Origin of the sequence: Streptomyces sp. NPDC047525 (genome assembly GCF_040643025.1) — a bacterium.
Classification (GTDB): Bacteria; Actinomycetota; Actinomycetes; order Streptomycetales; family Streptomycetaceae; genus Streptomyces; species Streptomyces durmitorensis.
In genome coordinates, this window is record NZ_JBEYTL010000019.1 from 91,406 (window position 1) to 108,487 (window position 17,082).

Annotated in this window: 16 protein-coding genes; 4 read left to right on the plus strand and 12 right to left on the minus strand. The window is 70.9% G+C overall.

Annotation, left to right across the window (positions count from 1 at the left end; translation table 11 throughout):
- Window positions 1-112: 112 nt before the first annotated feature.
- Window positions 113-1,558: a PLP-dependent aminotransferase family protein gene (locus ABZ833_RS37885; protein WP_361056977.1), complete on the minus strand. Its 1,446-nt coding sequence runs from the start codon at window positions 1,556-1,558 to the stop codon at window positions 113-115.
- Here ABZ833_RS37885 and ABZ833_RS37890 point away from each other — a divergent pair.
- Both ABZ833_RS37890 and ABZ833_RS37895 read left to right on the plus strand, forming a co-directional pair.
- Window positions 1,557-2,522 (plus strand): DMT family transporter, encoded by a 966-nt coding sequence (locus ABZ833_RS37890; RefSeq protein ID WP_361056980.1) that lies wholly within the window; start codon window positions 1,557-1,559, stop codon window positions 2,520-2,522. The two genes, ABZ833_RS37885 and ABZ833_RS37890, sit on opposite strands and share 2 nt — an antisense overlap.
- 91 nt (window positions 2,523-2,613) lie before the next feature.
- Window positions 2,614-2,808: a DUF1918 domain-containing protein gene (locus ABZ833_RS37895; protein ID WP_344528111.1), complete on the plus strand. Its 195-nt coding sequence runs from the start codon at window positions 2,614-2,616 to the stop codon at window positions 2,806-2,808.
- A 19-nt stretch (window positions 2,809-2,827) separates the two neighbouring features.
- Here the strand turns inward: ABZ833_RS37895 and ABZ833_RS37900 are convergent, their stop codons facing one another.
- Window positions 2,828-4,060 (minus strand): family 10 glycosylhydrolase, encoded by a 1,233-nt coding sequence (locus ABZ833_RS37900; protein ID WP_361056983.1) that lies wholly within the window; start codon window positions 4,058-4,060, stop codon window positions 2,828-2,830.
- Window positions 4,061-4,239: 179 nt separating this feature from the next.
- Here ABZ833_RS37900 and ABZ833_RS37905 point away from each other — a divergent pair, with 179 nt between their 5' ends.
- A complete protein-coding gene (locus tag ABZ833_RS37905; RefSeq protein ID WP_249591035.1) occupies window positions 4,240-5,100 on the plus strand; it encodes a 3-hydroxybutyryl-CoA dehydrogenase in 861 nt (286 codons plus the stop codon).
- Window positions 5,101-5,297: 197 nt separating this feature from the next.
- Window positions 5,298-5,555, plus strand: a complete 258-nt coding sequence (locus ABZ833_RS37910; RefSeq protein WP_361056987.1) for a hypothetical protein — start codon at window positions 5,298-5,300, stop codon at window positions 5,553-5,555.
- On the opposite strand, the gene ABZ833_RS37915 is transcribed toward ABZ833_RS37910, so the two are convergent.
- The 10 genes from ABZ833_RS37915 to infC form a co-directional block, all read right to left on the minus strand.
- The gene (locus ABZ833_RS37915) at window positions 5,552-6,094 is read right to left on the minus strand and encodes an NUDIX hydrolase (protein ID WP_249591033.1); all 543 of its coding nucleotides are present in this window, start codon (window positions 6,092-6,094) and stop codon (window positions 5,552-5,554) included. The genes ABZ833_RS37910 and ABZ833_RS37915 overlap by 4 nt on opposite strands.
- Before the next feature lie 124 nt (window positions 6,095-6,218).
- Window positions 6,219-7,568, minus strand: coding sequence for a transcriptional regulator (locus tag ABZ833_RS37920; protein ID WP_249591032.1), 1,350 nt, complete (start codon window positions 7,566-7,568; stop codon window positions 6,219-6,221).
- A 268-nt stretch (window positions 7,569-7,836) separates the two neighbouring features.
- Entirely contained in the window at window positions 7,837-8,826 is a 990-nt protein-coding gene (locus ABZ833_RS37925; protein ID WP_361057153.1) for a PP2C family protein-serine/threonine phosphatase, read from the minus strand.
- A gap of 393 nt (window positions 8,827-9,219) precedes the next feature.
- The gene (gene pheT, locus ABZ833_RS37930; protein WP_361056992.1) at window positions 9,220-11,730 is read right to left on the minus strand and encodes a phenylalanine--tRNA ligase subunit beta; all 2,511 of its coding nucleotides are present in this window, start codon (window positions 11,728-11,730) and stop codon (window positions 9,220-9,222) included.
- Window positions 11,730-12,857, minus strand: a complete 1,128-nt coding sequence (gene pheS, locus ABZ833_RS37935; protein WP_361056995.1) for a phenylalanine--tRNA ligase subunit alpha — start codon at window positions 12,855-12,857, stop codon at window positions 11,730-11,732. The genes pheT and pheS overlap by 1 nt, the downstream gene beginning before the upstream one ends.
- Window positions 12,858-13,024: 167 nt before the next feature.
- Window positions 13,025-14,170, minus strand: coding sequence for an ATP-binding protein (locus ABZ833_RS37940; RefSeq protein WP_361056998.1), 1,146 nt, complete (start codon window positions 14,168-14,170; stop codon window positions 13,025-13,027).
- A gap of 55 nt (window positions 14,171-14,225) precedes the next feature.
- Window positions 14,226-15,071 carry an RNA methyltransferase gene (locus tag ABZ833_RS37945; RefSeq protein WP_361057001.1) on the minus strand — a complete coding sequence of 282 codons (846 nt, stop codon included), beginning with the start codon at window positions 15,069-15,071 and terminating at the stop codon, window positions 14,226-14,228.
- Window positions 15,072-15,245: 174 nt separating this feature from the next.
- The gene (gene rplT / locus ABZ833_RS37950; protein ID WP_003970214.1) at window positions 15,246-15,629 is read right to left on the minus strand and encodes a 50S ribosomal protein L20; all 384 of its coding nucleotides are present in this window, start codon (window positions 15,627-15,629) and stop codon (window positions 15,246-15,248) included.
- Between the two features lie 94 nt (window positions 15,630-15,723).
- Window positions 15,724-15,918: a 50S ribosomal protein L35 gene (rpmI, locus tag ABZ833_RS37955; RefSeq protein ID WP_135330421.1), complete on the minus strand. Its 195-nt coding sequence runs from the start codon at window positions 15,916-15,918 to the stop codon at window positions 15,724-15,726.
- Between the two features lie 105 nt (window positions 15,919-16,023).
- Window positions 16,024-16,710: a translation initiation factor IF-3 gene (gene infC / locus ABZ833_RS37960; RefSeq protein WP_249593129.1), complete on the minus strand. Its 687-nt coding sequence runs from the start codon at window positions 16,708-16,710 to the stop codon at window positions 16,024-16,026.
- Window positions 16,711-17,082 lie beyond the last annotated feature (372 nt).

Below are 17,082 nucleotides of genomic sequence, written 5' to 3' on the forward strand. Positions count from 1 at the left end.
CGCAAGGCTCGCAGGCGCCCGCAGCAGCGTCGAGCGGATTTCGCCTGGTGGGACAGCCGCCGGGCGGGGCGGGCGCGCCGGTGGAGGTCTCGTACCCGACACCTGCCCCGCCTCACGGCGACGCCCCCCACACCTCGTCGCACGCCCCCCGGAGCCTGCGCACCCCCTCGCCGATCTCCCCCACGCCCGCGACCGCGGCGAAGCTCAACCGCAGGTACGCAGCCGAGGGTTCGGCCGCGAAGTACGGGCGGCCGGGGGCCACCGCGACGCCCGCGCGCAAAGCCGCGCCCACCACGTCCGCCTCGTTCGTGCCGTCGGGCAGGCGCAGCCACAGGAGGTAGCCGCCCGCGGGGATGTGCGGCAGGGCGAGGTCGGGGAGCTCCAGGCGCAGGGCCGCCGCCATGGCGTCCCTGCGGTCCTTCAACTCGCCCGCCACCCGCCGCAGATGGCGTGGCCAGGCCGGGGACCCGACCAGTTCGAGGGCCGCCTCCTGGAGGGGTCTGGGCACGAAGAAGTGGTCGACGACCTGGATCGCGCGCAGCCGTTCCAGGACCGGTCCGCGCGCGGCGAGCGCGCTCACCCGGAAGCTCGGCGACGTGGCCTTGGTGAGCGAGCAGACGTGCACGACGACGCCGTCGGGGTCGTCGGACTGCAGCGGCCTGGGCAGCGGGCCGGCGTCCTCGTGGACGAGGCGGCGCACGAAGTCGTCCTCGATGACGAAGGCCCCGGCCTCACGCGCGATGCGCAGCACCTCCGGGCGGCGCTCCGCGCAGAGCACGGCCCCCGTCGGGTTCTGGAACAGCGGCTGGCAGACGAACACCCGCGCCCCGGTGGCCTTGAACGCCGCCGCGAGCAGCTGGGGGCGTACGCCGTCCACGTCGACCGGCACCGGGACCGGCCGCAGCCCTGCCGCGCGGGCGATCGCCAGCATGCCGGGATACGTCGGCGACTCGACGAGGACCGGCGATCCTGGCGGGGCAAGGGCACGCAGGGCCGTGGTGAGCGCGCTCTGGCCGCCCGCGGTGATCAGCACCTCGGCGGCCGTGATCGCGCCGCCGATGCCGCGCGCGAACCACTCCCGCAGTTCGGGGAGCCCGTCGACCGGCGGCCTCCCCCACGCCCCTGGCCGCCGCCCCGCCCGCGCGAGGGCCGCCGCCATCGCGCGCTCGGGCTGCAGCGAGGGGTGCAGATAGCCGCCGTTGAACTCGATGATGCCGGGCGGCGGCGCCGCGAGCGTGACCAGGACCCCGGAGGCGTCCACCGCGCGCGGCACCAGCTCCGTCGCCGCGTCCGCGCTCAGGGCCACCTCCTGCCACGAGGTGTCGCCCGCCGGCGCGGCCGCGGCCTGCGGCTCGGCGCGGAAGACACCGGCGCCGGGCCGCGTGACGACCAGGCCCTCGGCGGCCAGCTGCCCCAGGGCCCGCGACACGGTCACCGGGCTCACCCTGAACCGGTCGACCAGCGCCCGACTCGACGGCAGCTTTCCACCGGGTGAGTAGCGGTCCAGCTCGTTCCGCAACTGTTTTGCCAACTCAGCCACACTGCTACTGTCTTGCATGACAGCACAGGATAGCGCTACTCACCCGAGTCGGATAGCGGTCACCACCGCCACGGCCCCGCAGGAGACCGCGGGCACCCGACGGGCCGCGCCCCCGCACAGCAGCTCCCGCCGGAGCGGCACCGTCATGGCCGCACTCGGCGTCACCGCCTTCTCGCTCACCTTCCCCTCCACCGCCTGGGGCCTCGAAGGCATTGGCCCCTGGTCGTTCGTGGCCCTGCGCTGCGTCCTGAGCGCGGTCATCGCGGGCGGCGCCCTGCTCGCCCTGCGCGTCCCGCTGCCCGCCCGCCACCACTGGGCGGGGCTCGCGGTCGTCGCCGCCGGAGTCGTCATCGGCTTCCCGCTGCTGACCACGCTGGCCCTGCAGACCTCCACCACGGCCCACGCGGCCGTGGTCGTCGGACTGCTCCCGCTGACGACCGCCGTGTTCTCGGCGCTGCGCACCGGGGCACGGCCCTCCCGGATGTTCTGGGCCGCCGCCCTCACGGGCGCGGCCGCGGTGATCGCGTTCACCGTCCAGCAGAGCGGCGGCGCCCTGTCGACGGCCGACCTGTACCTCTTCGCCTCGCTCCTCATCTGCGCGGCCGGGTACACCGAGGGCGGCCGTCTCGCCCGTGAGATGCCGGGCTGGCAGGTCATCGGCTGGGCGCTCGTCCTGTGTCTGCCGCTCGCCGTGGCGGGGGCGGCCGTCGCCCTGCAGTCCGAGCCCTTCCGGCTCACCGGGCACAGCACCACCGGGCTGCTCTACTCCGCCATCGGCTCGCAGTTCCTCGGCCTGGTCGTCTGGTACCGCGGCATGGCGGCGATCGGCGTCCCCAAGGCGAGCCAGCTCCAGCTCGCCCAGCCGCTGCTCACCCTGGTCTGGTCGGTGTTCCTGCTCGGCGAGCACCTCACGCCCGCCGCGCCCCTGACGGCCGCAGCCGTCCTCGTGTGCATCGCGGTCACCCAACGGGCGCGCGGCTAGACGCCGACGGCCAGGCCCCAGCTCCGGCCACCCGACGTAGACTTGCCGCCACGGATCGCAACCGCAGGGTGGGACGAGGAGGTCGCTCCAGATGCGTGCAACCGTAGGCGACAAGCTGGTGGTCCACGGCAGGGTCGTCGGGCAGCACGACCGGATCGCGGAGGTCGTCGAGGTGCTCGGCACGGACGGCGGACCGCCGTACCGCGTGCGCCTCGAGGACGGCCACGAGACGGTCATGTCGCCGGGCCCCGACACCGTCGTACGGCATCAGGACCCGGCTCAGTAGCTCCCGGCCGGGAACCGGATCAGCGTGGTGGCCTGGCCCGCTGCTGATAGTGGTCGGCGACCACCCGGGCCATCGCGCCGATCTTGTCCACGCCCACTTCCTTCGCCGAGAAGTAGACATGCCCGCGCGCCTGCGGGAAGCCCTTGGCGTACGTGAGATGGCGGGACAGCTCGGCGGGGTCCTGCCAGGCCGCGGGCTGTGCGGGATCGCCCGCCTTGTAGAGGGCCTCCCCCACGTACAGGCGCACGCCCGTGTCCTTGACGACATCGGCCCACCAGGGCAGCAGCTTGCCGTAGTCGGCGACGGCGAAGCCGATGTTCCAGTAGAGCTGCGGGCAGATGTAGTCGAGCCAGCCCTTCTTGACCCAGCCGCGCGTGTCGGCGTGCAGGTTGTCGTAGGTCTGCACGCCGGCCTGGGTGTCCGAACCGAGCGGATCGGTCGAGGCGTTGCGCCAGACCCCGAAGGGGCTGATCCCGAACTGCACGTGCTTGCGGACCTTCTTGATCCGCGTCCCCATCTCGCGCACCAGGCGGTCGATGTTGTCGCGCCGCCAGGCGGCGCGGTCCGGGAAGCCGCCGCCGTAGCGCGCGAAGGCGTCGTCGTCGTCGAAGACCTGCCCGGCGACCGGGTACGGGTAGAAGTAGTCGTCCCAGTGCACCGCGTCGACGGCGTAGTGGCGCACGGCGTCGAGCATCGCGTCCTGGACGAAGCGCCGTACCTCGGGCAGGCCCGGGTTGTAGTAGAGCTTCCCGCCGTAGGGCACGACCCAGTCGGGGTGCAGCCGCGCGGGGTGCGTCGGGACCAGGCGCGAGGGGTCCGTGTGGTTGGCGATGCGGAACGGGTTGAACCAGGCATGCAGCTCAAGGCCCCTGCGGTGCGCCTCGGCCACGGCGGTGCCCAGTGGGTCCCAGCCGGGGTGCTTGCCCTGCACGCCGGTGAGGCACTCCGCCCACGGCTCGTACGGCGAAGGCCACAACGCGTCGGCGGTGGGGCGCACTTGGAACACCACGGCGTTCAGCCGGCGCCGTACGGCCGTGTCGAGATGGCCGATCAGTTCGGCGCGCTGCTCCGCCGGCGTGAGGCCGGGCTTCGACGGCCAGTCACGGTTGGCGACGGTCGCCAGCCACATGCCCCGCAGCTCACGCCGCGAAGGGGCCCGCTCGGGCGCGGCCGCCGCGTCCCCCGCGGCTGTGAGCCCCGCCACCATCGCGGTTGCCGCAATCGTGAAACCTCGGCGTGACATACGCCTCATCCGCTCGCCCCCTGGCCTGTATATCCGCCGGAACCGCTGCCTGTACGGGACAGCATGCCCGACCCGGCACGTCATGCACCTGAGGTTCCGGAGTAACGTTCACCGCTGGGGCAGACACCGCAACCGTACGGAGGGCTGCCTTCCCGTTGATCAGCGAAAGGCACGAGGTGACCGACTCTATGCCCGACATCGCACGCGTCGGAGTAGTGGGCTGCGGCCAGATGGGCGCCGGGATCGCGGAGGTCTGCGCCCGCTCCGGACTCGATGTGAAGGTCGCGGAGACCACCGGCGAGGCCCTGGAGATCGGCCGTACCCGGCTCTACAACTCCCTCTCCAAGGCCGCCGAACGCGGCAAGATCTCGGAGGAGGAGCGCGACGAGACGCTCGCCCGTCTGAGCTTCACGACCGACCTCGGGGAGTTCTCCGACCGCGACCTCGTGATCGAGGCGGTCGTCGAGAACGAGGCGGTCAAGACCGAGATCTTCCAGGTGCTCGACCAGGTGGTGACCCGGCAGGACGCGATCCTCGCCTCCAACACCTCGTCCATCCCGCTGGTGAAGCTGGCCGTCGCCACCTCCCGCCCGGACGCGGTCATCGGCATCCACTTCTTCAACCCGGCCCCGGTGCAGCAGCTCGTCGAGCTGATCCCCGCGCTGACGACGTCCGAGGGAACGATCAGCCGCGCGCAGTCGATGGTCGAGAAGGTGCTCGGCAAGCACGCGATCCGCGCCCAGGACCGCTCGGGCTTCGTGGTCAACGCGCTGCTCATCCCGTATCTGCTCTCCGCGATCCGGATGTTCGAGTCGGGCATCGCAAGCCGCGAGGACATCGACAACGGCATGGAGCTCGGCTGCGCCCACCCGATGGGCCCGCTCAAGCTCGCCGACCTGATCGGCCTCGACACCGTCGCCTCGGTGGCGGACAGCATGTACGCCGAGTACAAGGAGCCGCTGTACGCCGCGCCCCCGCTGCTCCAGCGGATGGTGGACGCAGGGAGGCTCGGCCGCAAGTCCGGCTCGGGCTTCTACCCGTACGCCTGACCGGCTCACACTGGCACCTGAACTTCGCACCGCACGCGGGCCCGGCACTCCATCGAGTGCCGGGCCCGCGGCGTTCACACACCGTGTGCGCCCTGGGCTCGCATATGCCCTTCGCACACTCTCCCGCCCCGGCCACCAGGCGAGTTTACTTTCCGTGCGCATCAGGGGGGTTGACAGCTACGGAAAGGAACGGACTTGTGACCGCCGACCCCGAATCTCGCGTGGTCCCGGAAGAACTCGCCGAGTTACGCCGCAGCTTGGACGTGGGCCTGGCCCGCGTCGACGGACAGCTGGCGTTGCTCACCCAACATGACGAACAGAGCGTCAAGAGCCAGGATGAACTGACCGTGCGGATCACGGCACTTGAGCACACGCGTTGGCCGCTGCCCGCCCTTCTCGCCCTGACGGCGGTTGGTGCGCTCGCCGTGGCAGTCTGGCAGGCCATCGGCCGTTAGTGCGCGTCCTGGCCCAGACGGAGGTGGTGCAGGAGGAGTAGCGCGGCCGCCATGTTGGCGGCCGGTACTTCACCGCGGGCCACCATGTCAGGGACGAGTTTGAGCGGGACCCATTCACGGCGGTCGGACTCGAAGTCGTCCTCGGGATGACCGATGTAGGTGCACTCATCCGACCAGTAGATGTGGTGCTTGGCGTCGGTGAGCCCATTGGACGGCTCGACACTCATCAGGTGTCGTAACGGGCCCGGCCGCCAGCCGGTCTCTTCCTCCATTTCCCTTGCGGCCGCGTACGCGAGGTCCTCACCGTCCTCGACGACACCCGCCGCCAGTTCCCAGCCCCAGCTGTCGGTGATGAATCGGTGCCGCCAGAGCAGCAGCACCTCGTTGGCCTCATTGACGACGGTGGCCACGGCGACGGGCCGCAGCCGTATCAGGAAGTGGTCCAGGTGCCGGCCGTCGGGCAATTCGACATCTGCCAGATTGACCGTGAACCATCGATTTCCATACACAGTTTGTTCGCTTTGTTTCGTCCACTGCACGGTTCTGCCACCTTCCGCCGAGTAGATGGCAATATCGCAGCAGGAGGGTGTTCAGAGCAGCGTGTGGACGACGCCGGAGTTCAGCGCTCCCCATGAGTCGTCGCAGGCGTACGCGCGGTGCGCATCACAGGGGCACGCGCAGCGCCCCGGCGATGAGTTCGGCCGCCTCGGCCGTGCCCGCGCAGTCGCTGCGCACCAGATGTTCCCGCACGGCCCGCAGCCGGTCGCGCAGTCGTTGGGACTCCATCCCCCGGGCCTGTTCTGCCATTTCCACCGCCGTGGCCACGGCCTCGTCGGTGTTTCCCTGGCGCAGTTCGATCTGGCTGAGCATGGCGAGCCGATGCACCCGGCCCCGGTCGTGTGCCGGCGTGTCCACCGCCGCCGCCGCATGCTCGTACGCTCCCGTGAGGTCGCCCAGGCTGAGCAGCGCCTCCGCCACTTGCACGTTGACGAGCCCGGGCTGGACATAGCCGGTCTCGTCCGGCTCGCGCCCACGCCGGATGCGGTCCGCTGCGGCCTCCGCACGCCGGATGCAGGACAGCGCGCTGCTGCCGTCGCCCAGGTGCGCGTACGACTTGGCCTGCATGGCGTAGAGATCGGAGGCGAGGGCCGGCGTGAGATCGCGGCCCGCGGCGCGCAGCGCGGCCTCCGCGAAGGCCACCGCCTGGCGGTACTCGCGCATGAACAGGGACTGATTGACCAGGAGCGCGATGACGTAGGCGCCAAGTCCCCGGTCACCACTGGCCTTTGCCAGGCGCAGGGCCTGGTGGAAGTAGCGCTGGGCCAGGCCGTGCGCGTCCGAGTCGTAGGCGCAGATGCCCGCGATGGCCACCAACCCGCCCGTGGATCTGTGCAGTTGACGCCCCGTCTCGTCCGTGTAGCTGCCGCGCAGCAGGGGCGCGGCCTCGGCGTTGAGGAAGCCGACGATGCGGGTGCGGGTCGCGATGCCGCCGGTCTTGCGGTACATCTGCTCGTAGTGGGCGCGCGCCGCGCGCATCATGTCGATGTCGGCCGTGCTGACCTGATGCCTGCCGCCGCGCGAGACGTCCACGTCCTCGGGCGGGTTCTCCCACTCCCAGACAGGCATCACCGCGGGCGTTCCCGTGACGGCCGGGGCGCCGAGAAGGTGCGGGCGCTGCTGTTCGTCGGAGCGCCAGAGCGCGGTGGCCCTCTCCACGAAGCCGGACAGCGTCGAGGCCGCGGAACCCGCTCCCGCGACCGGCAGGCCCGGCACTCCGAGACCGATGTCGTCCAGGGTCACGGTGCGCTGGAGCCGCCCCGCGAGGACCTCGCAGATCAGGTCGGGCACCTGGCCCCGCGGGCGCTGCCCCTTCAACCACCGGGAGACGGCGGTGTGTTCGTAGCGAAGGGCGAGGCCGCGCCTCTTCCCTGCCTGATTCACGTGGGCAGCCAGGCCCGCGTGGGAGATTCCCGCCTCGTCGAGGATCGCGTCGAGCAGGGTATTGGGCTGCATGGAGGCCCTCCGGTGACTCGGTGTCGCCAGCGTAGTAGAGGTGACTTCACACGGGGTGTGAACGGAACGCCCGAATCCGGGGGGTGTGCGCTCTGCCGTCACCACTCCTGCCCCGCTTGACTGAGATTCCTCACAAGGAGGCCGGCCGGGCCGCCGGCTCCCCCTCGAAAAGTACGGCGGCCCTCACTGGCGCCGCCCGCCCCGCTGTCTGCCCGACAACTCCAAGGCGGGAACGGGCGGCGCATGGCCGGTGGAGGTTGACGGTGCGTCACGTCATGGTGCTTTCCCGGCGCACCGTCTCCCCCTGCTGCTGGGGCACCCTCCGGCGGTCGTTGCGCAGGACGAGCAGCGCGGCGTCGTCGGTGGGCAACCGCCGGGTGTGGCGCAGGAGTTGGGCGTACACCGCGCGGATCACGGTCTGGGGCGCGACCGGCGGGACCCGCACCGCTTCGGTGAGCGCCGCCCGGAGCGGGAAGAACCGTCCGGCCGCGTCCCGCGCGTCCTCCATGCCGTCCGTGTGCAGCACGAGCGCCTCCCCCGGAAGAAGTGATCCGCAGTGCAGTACGGGCAGTTCGGCGGGGAGCGGGAAGGGGCCGAGCGGCGGCAGCGGTTCCCCGCCGGCGACCGGCTCGGCGTGCCCGCTCAGGCGGTGCGGCCAGGGGTGGCCGCAGTTGAGCGCGGTCATCTCGCCGTCCGGGCCGATCTCCATCAGGAGTACGGTGACGAACTCCTCGGCCGGCGGACTGTCCGCAGGCACGCCACCGCCCGCCGGATGCTCGGCGCGCGAACGCTCCCGCAGATGACGCCCCAGGGCGCGCTCCAACTTCCGGAGCACGTGCGGCAGTTCCGGCTCTTCGTACGCGGCCTCGCGGAAGCTGCCGAGCACGGCGGCGGCCGTGCTGATGGCGGTCAGGCCGTGCCCGCGCACGTCGCCCATGACGACGCGGACGCCGTGGTCGGTGGCCGCCACCTCGTACAGATCGCCGCCGACGGAGGCGCCGCGTGACGCGGAGAGCCGCCCGGCCGCGACCGTGAGGCCCTCGACGCGCGGCGGCAGCGGGCGGAGCAGGGCGTTCTGTGCGACGCCCGCGATCTCGCGGAGCTGCCGCAGCTCCCGCAGCAGCGTGCCGTGGACATGCAATATCAGACCGGTGCCGACCGCGAAGAAGACCGCGCTGGTGACGATCCGCGCTTCAAGGCCGTTCTGCTGGGCGAGCGGGCAGACGAGTTTGTACGTGACGGCTGCCGCGCCCCACACCGTGGGAAGGCCGAGCGAGAGGACGCGCCGGATCCGCGGCGGATCCACACGGAACGCCTTCGTCCCTGCCTTCGTCCCTGCCTTCGCCCTGGCCCTCACCCGGAGCCTGGCCCGGAGCCTGGTCCGGCCCCTCGCCCGGAGGAGCACCCGGCGGGGAGCTCCAGCCCTGATACGGATCATGCCGACGGCCCCCCTAAGGCCCTGTTCAGCGAGCAGGCCGCGCGGTCCGTACAGATCACGGCCCCTGCGGCCGGACTGATTCTGTCGACCGCCTGGGCCGATCGGGCCAGAGAGGGCTTACTAGTCACTCAAACGAGTGAAGGGCGTACCCGGAGGTCCGGATACGCCCTTCTATGCGCCTCTTGTGCGCCTGGCAGCGACTACTGGCGGTGACTACGCTCCGCGCAGCACCGCGCCGGTCCGCTCGGCCGCCAGGGCGACGGCCGCGTCACGGGCCGCGGAGGCCTCGTCGACGGTCAGCGTGCGGTCGGCCGCGCGAAAGCGCAGCGCGTACGCCAGGGACTTCTTGCCCGCGCCGATCTGCTCGCCGGTGAAGACGTCGAAGAGCCGGATGGACTCCAGGAGTTCACCCGCGCCCTCACGAAGGACCTTCTCGACGTCGGCGGCGGGGACGTCCCCGCCGACGACGAGCGCGACGTCCTGCGTGGCGACCGGGAAGGTGGAGATCTTCGGCCCCTGCGGGACACCGGCGCTCGCGGCCTCCAGGGCGTCCAGGTCGAGCTCCATCGCGCAGGTGCGCGCGGGCAGACCGAGCGCCTTGACCACGCGCGGGTGCAGCTCGCCCGCGTACCCGATGACCTGCTCCGCGCCGTCGATCACCACGGCGAGCTCGGCGCACCGGCCCGGGTGCCACGGGCCGTACTGGCCCTGGCGCACGAGCAGTTCGGTGCCGGACTCGGCGGCCAGGGCGCGCGCGGCCTGGACCGCGTCGGCCCACTCGGACGGACGGCCCTTGCCCCACCAGCCGGCCTGCTCGCGGGCGCCCGCCAGGACGACGGCGGCGTGCCGCGGCTGCACGGGGAGCGCCTCGGTCAGGGAGGCGACCTCCTCGTCCGTGGGCCGGCGGTCGACGGGCAGACGCACCGCGATGCGCGCCTCTGCACGCGCCTTGAAGACCAGACCCGTCTCGAAGAGCGCCAGGTCGTGGCTGCCGCGGCCTTCGTTGCGGCGCAGCGCGCCGAGCAGCCCCGGAAGCAGCGTCGTACGAAGAGCGGGCTCCTCGTCGGAGAGCGGGTTGACCAGCTTCACGACCCGGCGCTTGGGGTCGCCAGGCTCCAGGCCCAGCTGGTCGAAGATCTGCTCACCGATGAAGGGGTAGTTCGGTGCCTCGACGAATCCGCTCCCGGCGAGCGCGCGGCCGATGCGGCGGTGCAGCCGCTGCCGGTCCGTGAGCCCGCGGCCCGCGGGGGGCTTGGGCAGCGTGGAGGGGAGGTTCTCGTACCCCTCGAGCCGGATGACCTCTTCGGCGAGGTCGTTCGGCTCGGCGAGGTCGGGACGCCAGGAGGGCACGGTGACGGTCAGGGCGTCCTGGCCGTAGACGTCGCAGCCGACTTCCTGCAGACGGCGCACGACGGTCTCGCGGCCGTACTCCACACCGGCGACCTTGTCCGGGTGATCGGCGGGCATGCTGATCGTGTGGGGCGCGGAGGGCGCGATGACCTCGGTGACCCCGGACTCGGCGGTGCCGCCCGCGAGCAGGACGAGGAGATCCACCGTGCGCTGCGCGGCGGCGGACGCGGCCTGCGGGTCGACGCCGCGCTCGAAGCGCTTGGCCGCCTCGGAGGGCAGCTTGTGGCGGCGGGCCGTGCGGGCGATGGAGATCGCGTCGAAGTGCGCGGCCTCGATGACGACGTCGCTGGTGCCCGCGGTCTCTTCGTGGTCCGCGATCTCGGTGTTGGCGCCGCCCATGACACCCGCGAGGCCGATCGGGCCGCGGTCGTCGGTGATGACCAGGTCCTCGGCGTCGAGGACGCGCTTGGCGCCGTCGAGCGTCGTGAACTTCTCGCCCTGCTCGGCACGGCGCACACCGATGGTGCCCTCGATGCGGGAACGGTCGTAGGCGTGCAGCGGCTGGCCGAGCTCCAGCATCACGTAGTTCGTGATGTCGACGGCGAGCGAGATCGGGCGCATGCCCGCCTTCTGGAGGCGGCGCTGCAGCCAGATCGGCGAGCGGGTCTCGGGCCGCAGGCCCGTGACCGTGCGCGCGGTGAAGCGGTCGCAGCCCATCGGGTCGGAGATCTTGACGGGGTAGCCGGAGGCGTTCGGCGCGGGCACGTCCAGGAGCGCCGGGTCGCGCAGCGGCAGGCCGTACGCGATGGCGGCCTCGCGGGCGACGCCGCGCATCGACAGGGCGTACCCGCGGTCGGGCGTGACGGCGATGTCCAGGACCTCGTCGACCAGCTCGAGCAGCTTGATGGCGTCGGTGCCGACCTCGTGCTCGGGCGGAAGGACGATGATGCCGCCGCTTCCGTCGTCGCCCATGCCCAGCTCGTCGCCGGAGCAGATCATGCCGTGCGAGGTCTTGCCGTACGTCTTGCGCGCGGCGATCTTGAAGTCGCCGGGCAGCACGGCGCCGGGCAGCACGACGACGACCTTGTCACCGACGGCGAAGTTCCGTGCGCCGCAGACGATCTCCTGCGGCTCGCCCGTGCCGTTGGCGGAGCCGACGTCGACGGTGCAGAAGCGGATGGGCTTCTTGAACTCCGTCAGCTCCTCGATGGTGAGGACCTTGCCGACGACGAGCGGACCGGTGAGGCCCGCGCCGACCTGCTCGACGGTCTCGACCTCGAGGCCGACCTCGATGAGCTTGGCCTGTACGTCACGGCCGGTCTCGGTGGCGGGGAGATCGACGTACTCCCGCAGCCAGGAAAGCGGGACCCGCATCAGATCTCCATCCCGAAGGGCCGGGTGAACCGGACGTCACCCTCGACCATGTCTCGCATGTCTTCGACGTTGTGGCGGAACATCAGCATCCGTTCGATGCCGAACCCGAAGGCGAATCCGCTGTACTTCTGGGGGTCGACGCCGCAGGCGGTGAGCACCTTCGGGTTGACCATGCCGCAGCCGCCCAGCTCGATCCAGCCCTCGCTGCCGCAGGTGCGGCAGGGGCGGTCGGGGTTGCCCACGGACTCGCCACGGCAGACGTAGCAGACCATGTCCATCTCGGCGGACGGCTCGGTGAACGGGAAGTAGTTCGGACGCAGGCGCGTCTTCATGTCCGCACCGAAGAGCGACTGGACCATGTGGTCCAGGGTGCCCTTGAGGTCGGCCATGGTCAGGCCCTCGTCCACGGCGAGCAGCTCGATCTGGTGGAAGACCGGGGTGTGCGTCGCGTCCAGCTCGTCCGTGCGGTACACACGGCCGGGGCAGACGATGTAGACGGGCGGCTCGCGGTCGAGCATCGCGCGGGCCTGCACCGGGGAGGTGTGGGTGCGCAGCACGACGCCGGACTCGTCACCCTCGGTGCCCTTGGGGCCCTGGACGAAGAACGTGTCCTGCATCTGCCGGGCCGGGTGGTCCGGGGTGAAGTTCAGGGCGTCGAAGTTGAACCACTCCGCCTCGACCTCGGGGCCCTCGGCGATCTCGTAGCCCATGGCGACGAAGACGTCCGCGACACGCTCCATGAACGTGGTCAGCGGGTGCCGGGCACCGGCCGGGACGCGGTCGTACGGCAGCGTGACGTCCACTGCCTCCTCGACGAGCACCCGGGCGTCGCGCTCGGCCTCGAGCTCGGTCTGCCGGGCGGCGAGCGCCTTGCTCACGGCGCCGCGCGCCATGCCGACGCGCTTACCGGCCTCGGCCTTGGCCTGCGGGGGCAGCGCGCCGATCTCGCGGTTGGCGAGGGCCAGCGGCGAGGTGCCGCCGGTGTGCGCGACCTTGGCCTCCTGGAGCTGTTCGAGGTCGCCCGCGGCGGCGAAGGCGGCGAGCGCCTCGTCCCGCATGCGCTCGATCTCTTCAGGTTTCAGTGCCTCGACCTCAACAGGGTCGTACGACTTGTTCGGTGCCGACATCTCTTCCCGTGCTTCCGGTTGGCTGGTGATGGTCCCCGTCTACGACTCGGAGACGAATCGTCCACATAGGGGGACGCAAACGTGCCAAGGATCGAGTCTAACGGGGGTGGCGCAGGTGAATGAGCCCGCGGGCGGTGCTCGGGCGGATCAGAGGTGATCGGTGAGGATCAGAGGAGATACGCCGGAGTGCCCACGGGCAACGTAAATCGGAACTGGGCGCCGCCACCGGGCGCGCGGCCGACGGTGATCGTCCCGCCGTGCGCCTCCACGATGCCCTTCACGATGTACAACCCCAGTCCCGTCCCGCCGCGCTTGCTGCCCCGCCAGAAGCGGGTGAAGACACGGCCCATCGATTCCTCCGGAATGCCGGACCCCTCGTCGCTCACGGTCACGGCCGTCTCGGCCCCGCCCTGCTCACGCGGGGACGACGATGCTGCCACGTCGATGGTGACGGTTCCTTCGCCGTGCCGCACCGCATTTTCCAGGAGGTTGCTGAGCACCTGATCGATCTTGTCGGGGTCGGCCCAGCAGTCGGGCAACGGCCGCTGTATCCGGACGAGGAAGCGGTCCGCGTCCTGGCCGGAGGCGACGTGGGCCTGGATGTGGCGGCCGACGGCGGCACCGATGTCGACGGGCTGGCGGCGCAGTTCGAGCCGCCCCGAGTCGATGCGGGAGATGTCGAGGAGCTCGGCGATGAGCCGCGTGACGCGGTTGGCGTCGGCGTCCACCGTCTCCAGCATCAGTTTCTTCTGGTCGTCGGTGAAGCGCTCCCACTTGGCGAGCAGCGTCGCCGTGAAGCCCTTCACGGAGGTGAGGGGCGAGCGGAGCTCGTGGGCGACGGTGGCGATCAGCTCCGCGTGGCTGCGCTCGGTGCGGCGGCGGGCCTCGGTGTCGCGGATGGAGACGACGACGCGGCGTACGGGGCCGGTGGGCGCGGTGCGCACATAGCGCGCGGAGACGAGGACCTCACGCCCGCCGGGGAGCAGCAGATTGCGCTCGGGCTGGGCGAACCGGGTGGCCAGGCCGCCGTACGGATCGGTCAGCTGCCACCAGCGGCGGCCTTCGAGGTCCTCTAAAGGCAGGGCGTGCTCCAGCGGAGCGCCCAGGGCGTCGGACGCGTGCACCGCGGTGATGCGCGCGGCCGCGGCGTTGAAGCAGATGACTTGGCCCGACTCGTCGGCGACGACGAGGCCGTCGGGGAGGTCGTCCGGGTGGATGCCGAGCCCGTCGCCGAGGTCACCGAGGGCGCCATGGTCCGCGCGAGTACACAGGATGTCCTGTACTCCCGGTGATCTGCTCGTGCCGATGCTCATTCCCCGTACCCCACCTCTCGGACCGGCGCAGGAGGCCTCCGAGCCCGTCACCCTACTAGCTGGGAGTGACGGAACGGCACCCTCCAGCCGCACGCTGTGCACGGGCGGACGCATAGAGGCACACGGCCGCCGCCGTCGCGAGGTTGAGGCTTTCGGCTCTGCCGTGGATCGGAACGCGCACCACGGCGTCGGCGAGTGCGCGGGTCTCCTCCGGCAGACCCCAGGCCTCGTTGCCGAAGACCCAGGCGGAAGCGGTGCCCATGGTGCCCTTGTCGAGCTCGTCGTCGAGGTCGTCCTCGCCCGCCCCGTCCGCGGCCAGGATCCGCACACCCGCGTCCTTCAGCCCCTGGACGGCCCGCTCGACGGGTACGCCGACGGCGACGGGCAGGTGGAACAGCGAACCGACCGACGCGCGCACGCACTTGGGGTTGTAGAGATCCACGGAGGCGTCCGTGAGGACGACCGCGTCCGCTCCCGCGGCGTCGGCGCACCGCAGCACGGTGCCCGCGTTCCCGGGGTCACGCACGTGCGCGAGGACGGCGACCAGCTTGGGCCGTGCGGCGAGGATGCTGTCGAAAGGGGTGTCGACGAACCGGCAGACCCCGACGAGCCCCTGCGGCGTCACGGTCGTCGAGATGTCCGCGATGACGTCCTCGTCCGCCAGGTGCACACGGGCACCGGCGGCACGGGCCTCGCCGACGATGTCGGCGTAGCGGTCGGCGGCGTCGACGGTGGCGAACAGCTCGACGAGCGTGTCCGGGTACGCGGCGGCCTCCCGCACGGCCTGCGGCCCCTCGGCGAGAAACAGCTGCTCCTTCCCCCGGAAGTTCCGCTTGGCCAGCCGCCGTGCGGCGCTGACGCGGGGCGACTTGGGGGAGATCAACTCGGGGCTGGCAACCATGAAACTCACCTCGGGGAGAGCGCCCCGACAGGGGCGCGGGGAACTGCGCGCTCAGCCGGAGACGGCGGGCGGACGGCAGACGACAGTTGGCGGCGGACGCGGGGCCGGACGCAAGCGGACCCGCAGGCCGGTTGGCCTGCGGGTCCGCGAGTAACGCTCAGGTACAGCGAAGCGTCAGGCAGCCTTGGGCGCGTTGACGTCCGACGGCAGAGCCTTCTGCGCAACCTCGACGAGCGCGGCGAACGCGTTCGCGTCGTTGACGGCCAGCTCGGCCAGGATCTTGCGGTCCACCTCGATGTTGGCGGCCTTCAGACCCTGGATGAGGCGGTTGTACGTCATGCCGTTCTGGCGGGCAGCAGCGTTGATGCGCTGGATCCACAGCTGACGGAAGTCGCCCTTGCGCTTCTTGCGGTCGTTGTAGTTGTAGACCAGGGAGTGGGTGACCTGCTCCTTGGCCTTGCGGTACAGGCGCGAACGCTGGCCGCGGTAGCCGCTGGCCGCTTCGAGGATCGCCCGACGCTTCTTGTGGGCGTTGACTGCCCGCTTGACGCGTGCCACTTGTTAACTCCTTGTAGCGGGGCCGTGGTTGGACTCACACGACCCGGTATCGATTGGGTCCCGGTCAGAGTTCAGGCGCGGTGTGCGCCCGGACTCACTTGCCGAGAAGCTTCTTGATCTTCTTGGCGTCGCCCGGGGCCATCTCGGCGTTGCCACTGAGGCGACGCGTCAGACGGGACGACTTGTGCTCGAGCAGGTGGCGCTTGCCGGCGCGCTCACGGAGCACCTTGCCGGAGCCGGTGATCTTGAAGCGCTTGCTGGCACCGCTGTGCGTCTTGTTCTTCGGCATAGCGCCGTTCTCTCCTCGTCAGTGGCACTCGGATGCCCGGTCGTGAAACCGGGCATCCGGGAACCGTATGGATCAGTTGGCGATCCCCGGACTCGCGTCCCGGGATCAGGCCTCGGCGGGAGCCTCGGCCGGGGCCTCGGCAGGGGCTTCGGCGACAGCCTCGGCAGGAGCCTCGTCGGGCTCCCCCTCCGCGACGGCGTTCTGCGAGCGGCCCGGGTTGGCCTTCGCGTCCGCCTTGCGGACCGCCTGGGCCTCGCGGGCCTCGGCCATGGCTTCGGTCTTCTTCTTGTGCGGACCGAGGACCATGATCATGTTTCGGCCGTCCTGCTTCGGGTTCGACTCGATGAACCCGAGGTCTTCGACGTCGTTCGCGAGACGCTGCAGCAGTCGGTAGCCGAGCTCCGGCCGGGACTGCTCGCGACCACGGAACATGATCGTGATCTTGACCTTGTCGCCCTGCTTGAGGAACCGGACGACGTGACCCTTCTTGGTGTCATAGTCGTGCGGGTCGATCTTCGGCCGGAGCTTCATCTCCTTGATGACCGTGTGCGCCTGGTTCTTGCGCGCCTCACGGGCCTTCATGGCCGACTCGTACTTGAACTTCCCGTAGTCCATGAGCTTGCACACGGGCGGACGGGCGGTCGCCGCCACCTCGACCAGGTCGAGGTCGTACTCCTGTGCGAGCTCCAGGGCCTTGGCAAGCGGAACAATCCCGACCTGCTCGCCGCTGGGACCGACAAGTCGCACCTCGGGAACGCGAATCCGGTCGTTGATGCGGGGCTCGGCGCTGATGGATCCTCCTCGGTAGCACCACGCGGCGGTCTGGCGGACAGCCGCGTTACGTCTGTTATCTCGACCAACCGAGTGAGTACATAAAAAAATGCCCCAACCGATCACAGGAAGGGGCTCCATTACTACCGGAGCACCTCCGCGGTGATCGCGGGGCGCATCTCGGGCCTGCCGTAGTCTCGGGGACTGCGGCCGCCTGACCGGTGACCCGCCGCTCCGGGGAGCGGCCAGGTGGGAAGCGGAGCCTCCACTTGTGGGCCGGGCCTCTGCGTGGCACGCGAGTATCCGGCCGGTCGTTACACAAGGTTAGCAGCTCCACGGGGGTGCGGCTAACCAGCGGCGCCCAACCGTGCTCACGGACTCCCGCGGCTCACC

Excerpts from the sequence above, each read along its gene's own strand:
- pheT (WP_361056992.1), bottom strand. The coding sequence starts at position 11,730 with ATGCGGGTCCCGCTTTCCTGGCTGCGGGAGTACGTCGATCTCCCCGCC.
- ABZ833_RS37945 (WP_361057001.1), bottom strand. The coding sequence starts at position 15,071 with ATGGTTGCCAGCCCCGAGTTGATCTCCCCCAAGTCGCCCCGCGTCAGC.
- ABZ833_RS37940 (WP_361056998.1), bottom strand. The coding sequence starts at position 14,170 with ATGAGCATCGGCACGAGCAGATCACCGGGAGTACAGGACATCCTGTGT.
- rpmI (WP_135330421.1), bottom strand. The coding sequence starts at position 15,918 with ATGCCGAAGAACAAGACGCACAGCGGTGCCAGCAAGCGCTTCAAGATC.
- ABZ833_RS37900 (WP_361056983.1), bottom strand. The coding sequence starts at position 4,060 with ATGAGGCGTATGTCACGCCGAGGTTTCACGATTGCGGCAACCGCGATG.
- ABZ833_RS37920 (WP_249591032.1), bottom strand. The coding sequence starts at position 7,568 with ATGCAGCCCAATACCCTGCTCGACGCGATCCTCGACGAGGCGGGAATC.
- ABZ833_RS37890 (WP_361056980.1), top strand. The coding sequence starts at position 1,557 with ATGACAGCACAGGATAGCGCTACTCACCCGAGTCGGATAGCGGTCACC.
- pheS (WP_361056995.1), bottom strand. The coding sequence starts at position 12,857 with ATGTCGGCACCGAACAAGTCGTACGACCCTGTTGAGGTCGAGGCACTG.
- ABZ833_RS37905 (WP_249591035.1), top strand. The coding sequence starts at position 4,240 with ATGCCCGACATCGCACGCGTCGGAGTAGTGGGCTGCGGCCAGATGGGC.
- ABZ833_RS37885 (WP_361056977.1), bottom strand. The coding sequence starts at position 1,558 with ATGCAAGACAGTAGCAGTGTGGCTGAGTTGGCAAAACAGTTGCGGAAC.
- ABZ833_RS37895 (WP_344528111.1), top strand. The coding sequence starts at position 2,614 with ATGCGTGCAACCGTAGGCGACAAGCTGGTGGTCCACGGCAGGGTCGTC.